The organism is Cysteiniphilum sp. JM-1, from assembly GCF_008711525.1.
GTDB lineage: Bacteria > Pseudomonadota > Gammaproteobacteria > Francisellales > Francisellaceae > Caedibacter.
The window spans coordinates 1-6,961 of the sequence record NZ_VXKS01000039.1 but is presented as its reverse complement, the minus strand read 5'-3'; the positions used below and the strand labels follow the sequence as shown (position 1 = coordinate 6,961).

General features: G+C 39.3%; 6 protein-coding genes. 5 read left to right on the top strand and 1 reads right to left on the bottom strand.

Annotated elements, in window-relative coordinates; all coding sequences use genetic code 11:
* Positions 1-326 precede the first annotated feature (326 nt).
* The 5 genes from F3D68_RS10840 to F3D68_RS10820 all read left to right on the top strand — a co-directional run bounded on the left by F3D68_RS10840 (position 327) and on the right by F3D68_RS10820 (position 5,672).
* On the top strand, positions 327-2,429 hold the full coding sequence (locus F3D68_RS10840) for a helix-hairpin-helix domain-containing protein (protein WP_151194452.1): 2,103 nt from the start codon (positions 327-329) through the stop codon (positions 2,427-2,429).
* A 44-nt stretch (positions 2,430-2,473) separates the two neighbouring features.
* Positions 2,474-3,679 (top strand): trans-sulfuration enzyme family protein, encoded by a 1,206-nt coding sequence (locus tag F3D68_RS10835; protein WP_151194451.1) that lies wholly within the window; start codon positions 2,474-2,476, stop codon positions 3,677-3,679.
* Positions 3,594-4,304 (top strand): BON domain-containing protein, encoded by a 711-nt coding sequence (locus tag F3D68_RS10830; RefSeq protein ID WP_151194450.1) that lies wholly within the window; start codon positions 3,594-3,596, stop codon positions 4,302-4,304. Before F3D68_RS10835 ends, F3D68_RS10830 begins: the two co-directional genes overlap by 86 nt.
* Positions 4,304-5,383: a bifunctional nicotinamide-nucleotide adenylyltransferase/Nudix hydroxylase gene (locus F3D68_RS10825; protein WP_224728296.1), complete on the top strand. Its 1,080-nt coding sequence runs from the start codon at positions 4,304-4,306 to the stop codon at positions 5,381-5,383. Before F3D68_RS10830 ends, F3D68_RS10825 begins: the two co-directional genes overlap by 1 nt.
* Before the next feature lie 106 nt (positions 5,384-5,489).
* Entirely contained in the window at positions 5,490-5,672 is a 183-nt protein-coding gene (locus tag F3D68_RS10820) for a hypothetical protein (protein ID WP_117001896.1), read from the top strand.
* Here F3D68_RS10820 and F3D68_RS10815 read toward each other — a convergent pair.
* Entirely contained in the window at positions 5,667-6,755 is a 1,089-nt protein-coding gene (locus tag F3D68_RS10815) for a radical SAM/SPASM domain-containing protein (protein WP_151194449.1), read from the bottom strand. The genes F3D68_RS10820 and F3D68_RS10815 overlap by 6 nt on opposite strands.
* Positions 6,756-6,961 lie beyond the last annotated feature (206 nt).

Here is a 6,961-nt window from a genome sequence, read left to right as displayed (position 1 = left end):
TACATCATGCAACCGTGATTAGCCTAGAAGGAGAAAGTTATCGTATGAAAAAATAATTTTTTTGCTATAAATCGGCAAAGTTAGTTGTCGTAACCGGAAAAGTTAGTTGACATTTGATAATAGAGGATGTAGATGATTTTGGCATAGGTTTCGTTTTTCATAGATGTCTTATTTTCTGTGTTGTATATGGTTGTCGATAGCTTGCCTTAAGCTTGCTAAATCTGCAAGTGTGTCAGTGTGATCAAATATAGCTATAACAATAATGATGGACATCAGCGGTGAAATCGCTGAAGATAGCAAGCATAATTAGCATGCCTTAATGTTTCATGAATTTACAGCAACTTGCGACACAAAGTGGATTGTCGATTAAAGCCACTGAGAATATTGTTTCACTGTTAAGCGAAGGGGCAACCATTCCCTTTATCGCGCGTTATCGCAAAGAGATGACAGGTGGGGCAAGTGATACAGAGCTTAGAAATTTTTATGAGCATTATCAATATTTACAGAAATTTAACACGCGCAAAGAGGAAATTATTCATACCTTAACTGAGCGTGGTGTTTATGATGAGTCATTAAAAAAAGCGCTTAATGAAGCCAATACATTAAATGATTTAGAAGATATTTATCAACCCTTTAAGCAAAAACGTAATACACGTGCGCAAGTAGCGATTGAGAAAGGACTACAACCGTTAGCAGATATTTTACTTAAAGCCTATGATAGTGAGGCTGCATTTTATGATCGTGCTAAGTCATTTGTTAAAAATGGTATAAAAACCGTTGATGAAGCAGTGCAAGGTGCGATGGATATTGTCGCTGAAATTTATGCTGATAATGCCAAAGAGCGCGCCTATGTGCGTGATCAGGTATCGCGTTTTGGTAGCTTGCAGGTTAAAGCAACCAAAACATGTAATATCCAAGGTAACTTTGCGCAGTTTGATCAATATCAATCTAATGTTAATAAAATACCTGGGCATCGCTTGTTAGCGATCTTTCGTGGCGTGACTGAGAAAGAGCTAAGCATTAAGATTGAGATAGATCATGAGCGCTATAAAGAAACGATCACACGTTTTAAGCTGCCAAGACACGCTGCGGGCGTGTCAGCATTGTTGATAGATGCTTATTATGATGGTTACAAGCGATTGTTATATCCATCAATTGAGCGTGAGGTAGTCAATACGCTAAAAGAGAAAGCAGAAAGCTCAGCAATACATGTTTTTGCTGATAACTTGAGCCATTTACTGATGGTGCCACCAGTTAAGGCGCATGCCGTGTTGGGTGTTGATCCTGGCTTTAAAACGGGTGCTAAATTAGCGGTAATTGATGAAAAAGGTATGTACTTGGCAGAGGCGGTTATATATCCAGCGCCGCCGCATAACAAAACAATAGAAGCTAAAAAGATCGTCAATGATTTAGTTAAAAAATACCAAATTGATACCGTGGCAATTGGCAATGGTACGGCATCACGTGAGCTACAAGATTTCTTCGCTGATTATAATAAACAAGCAGAGCATCAACTTCGCTATACCGTTGTTTCTGAGGCTGGCGCTTCGGTTTACTCAGCCTCAGAAGTGGCTGATGAGGAGTATCCACAGTTAGATGTTACGGTAAGAGGGGCAATCTCAATAGCACAACGCTTGCAAAATCCGATGGCAGCATTGGTGAAAATTGATCCTAAAGCCCTAGGTGTCGGTCAATATCAACATGATGTCGATCAAAAGAAACTGGTTCAGAAATTAAGTGATGTTACCGAAGCGGTTGTCAATAATGTCGGTGTTAATTTAAATACTGCCTCAGCACAGCTATTGGCATATGTTTCAGGCTTAAGTCCACGTTTGGCAAAAGAGGTTGTAGCATATCGCAATAAAGTGGGTGGCTTTAAAAATATAGCTGAGCTTAAGAAAGTCAAGGGCTTAGGCGATAAAGCATTTGAGCAGTGCTCAGGCTTTATGCGTATTCCTGAGGCACATGATCTTTTAGATAATACCGGTGTGCATCCTGAGCATTATGCGATTGCCAGAGGGTTATTAACAAAATCAACTGATGAGCTAAAGCAGATCGATATTGTAAGTTTTGCCAAAATGTATAAGATTGGCGAGCCAACCTTAAGAGATATTATTAAAGAGCTGCAAAAGCCTGGGTTTGATCCACGTGATGAATTGCCTGAAGTAAGCTTTAGTGCTGAAGCCTTGGATATAGACTCGCTTAAAGTCGGTATGATGGTCTCAGGTGTTGTGCGCAATATCACAGACTTTGGGGTTTTTGTCGATATAGGCTTAAAAAATGATGGTATGATTCATATTTCTAAATTAAGTATTAAGCGTGTCAGTCACCCTAGCGAAGTGGTGAGTTTGAATGAGCAATTGCCACAGATTAAAGTCATTAGTATTGACCTTGAACGCCAGCGAGTTGGGTTGAGTCTTGTCGGCTAATATAAAAAATATAAAGAATATAAAAAATAAATGATTTAGAAATTATGAGTAACAGTAGAATAACGCGCTTATTGCACCTTGAGAATGATGACGCATATCACGCGATGAGCATGCCGATTTATCAAGTAAGTACCTTTGACCAACACAATAGTAATGCATTTGAATATTCACGGGTGCAAAATCCAACACGTCGCTATCTAGAAGCGCAACTGGCTATTTTGGATGAAGCGCATGCTGCATTTGCGGTTAGCAGTGGTTTGTCAGCACTTAATATTGTCTTAAGTATGCTAAAAGCAGGTGATGAGCTTATTGTTGGTTGTGATTTTTACGCAGGGTTATCGTTTATCTTGGAAGAGATGTGTCAGGATCGTGGTATTGTGATTAGGCAGATTGACTTACAAGAGCCTCATAATTTAACACAAGCAATAAGTGCAAAAACCAAGATGGTGTTATGCGAGACGGTGTCTAATCCGCTACAGAAAATAACGCCTATTGCTGATTTGGCAAAGATCACGCAAGCGTGCAATATTTGCTTAGTGGTTGACAATTCATTGATGTCATCATACGGTTTTATGCCGCTTAAGTTTGGTGCGGATATTGCTTTGCAATCATCTACTAAGTATCTCGTAGGGCACGCTGATGTTACCTCAGGCGTGATTGCGACTAATACACGGTTTAAAGAAAAGATTGCAAAGATTATTCGCCAAACAGGTTATGCATTAGATCCATTTCAAGCGTGGCTATTATCAAGAAGCTTAAAAACAGTGCATTTGCGCATGGCTGAAGTAACTAAAAATGCAGCAGCTGTTTATGCGTTATTAAAAGCAAGTAAATGCTTTAAAAGTATTTATTATGTTGGTGATTTAACTCAAAAGCATGCGCATTGGCTTAGCGAAAACTGTGAGTCTTTAGGTGGACTTTTAGCGGTTGAGTGTGTTGATCAAGCGCAGTTTGAGCAGTTTTATCAGAAATTAAAATCCTATTTCCCAAAAACGGTGAGTTTTGGTGCGGTACACTCCTCTTTGAGTCATCCAGCAAGCATGTCGCATAAAGAAGTTCAAAAACTGCAACAAATTCAATTACAAGTTTCACCATGGTTGTTAAGATTATCCATCGGTTGTGAGGTGTTAGCAGATACACTCACCGTATTTCAGGAGTTTATCGATGAATATAATCAAACAGCTAAAGCAGCAAAAACAGAAAATACAAAAGAAAAGCAAGATTGCAAGAAAAGCATCAATCAATACTAAAGTCATATCATCACTTATTTTAGGCATTAGTCTATCTGGTTTGTTAAGTGCTTGTGCGCCAGTTGTGATCGCGGGCGCTGGAGCTGCTGTTGTTGGCAGCAATGTTGCCGGAAGTAGTGTCGATGGTAAAACCAATGCCTCGGATAAATCGATTCAATTTAAAGCGATTTCATTATTAAATGATTATCCCGCACTGAAAGGCAACTCCAATGTCGAGCCAGTAGTCTTTAACCATATTATGTTGTTATTGGGGCAAGTGCCAAGTGAGATGCTTAAAACAGAGCTTGCCAATCGCATGGCTAAAATCCCTGGTGTTAAGGTGGTCTATAATCAGCTAACTATTGGTGATCCTGTCGATATCGGGGATTATTTGTCGGATAGCTGGATTACCTCTAAAGTCGTTTCATCGATGGTTTCAAATGGTATCAATAGCTTGAAGTTTAAAGTGGTCACTGAGAAAGGTGTGGTTTATCTATTGGGTGTAGTCACCCAGAAAGAGGGTAATCAAGCATCGAGTATTGCCGCAAATGTTTCTGGAGTTAAGAAAGTCATTGAAGTATATGATTATGTGTCTTATCCAGTTGAAGCACCAAAAGCAGAACAACAAAGAATAGAGCAAAAATAATGGGTAGTCTCAAGCAAAAAGAATCAAAAAGAATGAAGTATGATTATGCTGTGTTTATCGGACGATTTCAGCCGTTTCATGTTGGACATCTGCATAACATACGTTACGGATTGTTGCATGCAGAAAAAATTATTATTTTAATTGGTTCAGCTTTTAGGGCGCCAAGTATAAAAAATCCTTTCTCTTATGAAGATAGATGGGCAATGATTCTATCTGATTTAAAAGCTTCGGGTATTGATCTGGAGCGTATTATTATCGAACCGGTTAGTGATTGGTTTTATAACGAAGCAGGTTGGCGCAATGAAGCGCAAGAGCGAGTTGAGCAATACGCGGATAAAGACAGTCACATCGCGATTATAGGGCATCAAAAAGATGCTAGTAGTTATTACTTGAAATGCTTCCCAGCATGGCAGCATATTGATGTTACTAATTTTGATGACTTTAATGCCACAGATTTTCGTGTGAAGTTGTTTAAGGATCATATATTAGATGCAGATTATCTTATTGATAATGATGATGACAGGGGTAGTTTAAAAATCTTGCAAAGCTATATGCAAACATCCAATTATCAAGCATTGTGTGATGAATTTACCTATATCGCGAGCTATAAAGCTTCTTGGCAGGATGCGCCATTTAAGCCGGTCTTCGTCACCACTGACGCAATGGTGCTATGCAACAAGCATTTATTGCTTATTCAACGAAAACAAGCGCCAGGCAAAAATCTATGGGCATTGCCTGGTGGTTTTCTAGATCAAGATGAGCGTATTATCGATGGTATTCTGCGTGAACTAGAAGAGGGAACAACGCTGTCCATCATGCCAGAGGAAATACCTCAAACACTGATAGCGCAAGAGGTTTTTGATCATCCGGATCGCTCATTACGCGGGCGTGTTATCACGCATTTAGGGTTGATTATGTTGCCCCAAAAAGAGTTGCCACAGGTTACTGCGCAAGATGATGCCAAGGCAGTAAAGTGGGTTAAGTTGGATGATGTGCTTGAGAAAATGTCCGATTGCCTTATGGATGATCACTATCAGATTATTAAGTTTATGACGTCTAAATATAAGCTAATCACCTAATTTTTGTGCGAAATTGTTGTTTTTTAGGTCAGTTATTTTATTTTTTGGAATCTCTTACTAGACTTGAAACTGACTAAGATGTGTTTGAACCTAAAGGAGATTAGTTATGAAAAAACTATTATCAATTATCGTTATTGGAATGTTTTTAAGTGGTAATATGGCGATTGCAGCTGGTACAGATTTTCCAGCTAACTCAGTCATGGGCAATAAAATGATGAATAAAGACTTCAAGTCACCATCTGTTCAGCGCCAAAATGCGACCGTATACTTTCAAGAAACCGATCTATGAACTTTGTAATGTGTTAGATGTTTCTCCTCGCAGTTGCTTGGGTGTGTAGTGACATAGCGGTTCCTCAGCTAAATAATCGTCCCTCATGAAATGCGCCCGAGCTCTGCAGCCTCCGCAGATTTTAATGTACTCACAATTACCACATTTCCCTTTGTACTTTTTAAAGTCGCGTAAATTCTTGAAGATCTCAGAATTCTGCCAAATATCTTGTAGTGATGATTCAAAGATATTGCCAGCACTTAATGGCAAATAACTGCATGGATGGACATTACCTGTAACATCAATCGTTAAAATGCTTTGTCCGGCAATACAGCCCTTGGAACCACCGCTTGAGAAAGAAAGTGCGCGTGACTTAGTATTTAATCCAAAAAACTTATTCTTTTCAAAACGTACGCGATAATAATGAGGCGCGCAAGTTGGACGCACCAACATATCTTCTTCCTCACTTTCCATTGTGTAGTGCCAATCTAAAGCATTGTCATATTTATCATCATGTAACAGCTCTTGCATAAGCTTATGCCCACGACCGGTTGGAACAACCATAAACATATACCAAGCTGTTGCGTGTAGTTGTTTGGCAAGCGCATAGGTTTCTTTAATCTCATGGTGATTTTGTTGCGTGAAAGAAGAGTTAATAATAAAAGGGATGTGATGTTTATTCAATAGTTCAGCAGCCTGGAGCGTGGCATCAAAAGCGCCTTGTTGTTGTCTGAAGTTATCATGTGTGACATTATTGCTACCATCAAGGCTTAAAGAAACAATTTGAATACCGGATTTCTTGATCTCTTGGCAGGTGTGATCATCGATTAAAGTGCCATTAGTCGCTAATGCCATACGCAGTCCTTGCTTAGTCCCATAATAGGCAAGATCAAAAATGTCAGATCGTAATAGCGGCTCGCCACCTGAGAGTACTAAGCAAGGTTTGGCAAATGAAGCAATCTGATCAATTACTGAAAAACCTTGTTCAGTTGAGAAATCTAAATCCTTATATTTGCCCAAACAGGCACTAGAGCGGCAATGTACGCAAGTTAAGTTACATTCTCGAGTAGTTTCCCATGCGATCCATTTGGGTTCAAAGTTCATAAATAGCTCGGAATAAAAAGTTTGACGTATGGTAAACGAAGCTTACTCAATATTCCTTGAGATAGATCAATTTTAAGTTCAGTAACTGTAACTACCCAGCAGCTTGTTAATTGAACTGTGGGATTTTGCCATTAAAGACATCCGCAATGGTATCAATAACCTTCCAACCCTGTTTGCGAGCAGTCGATAATAATGTGCGAATACGC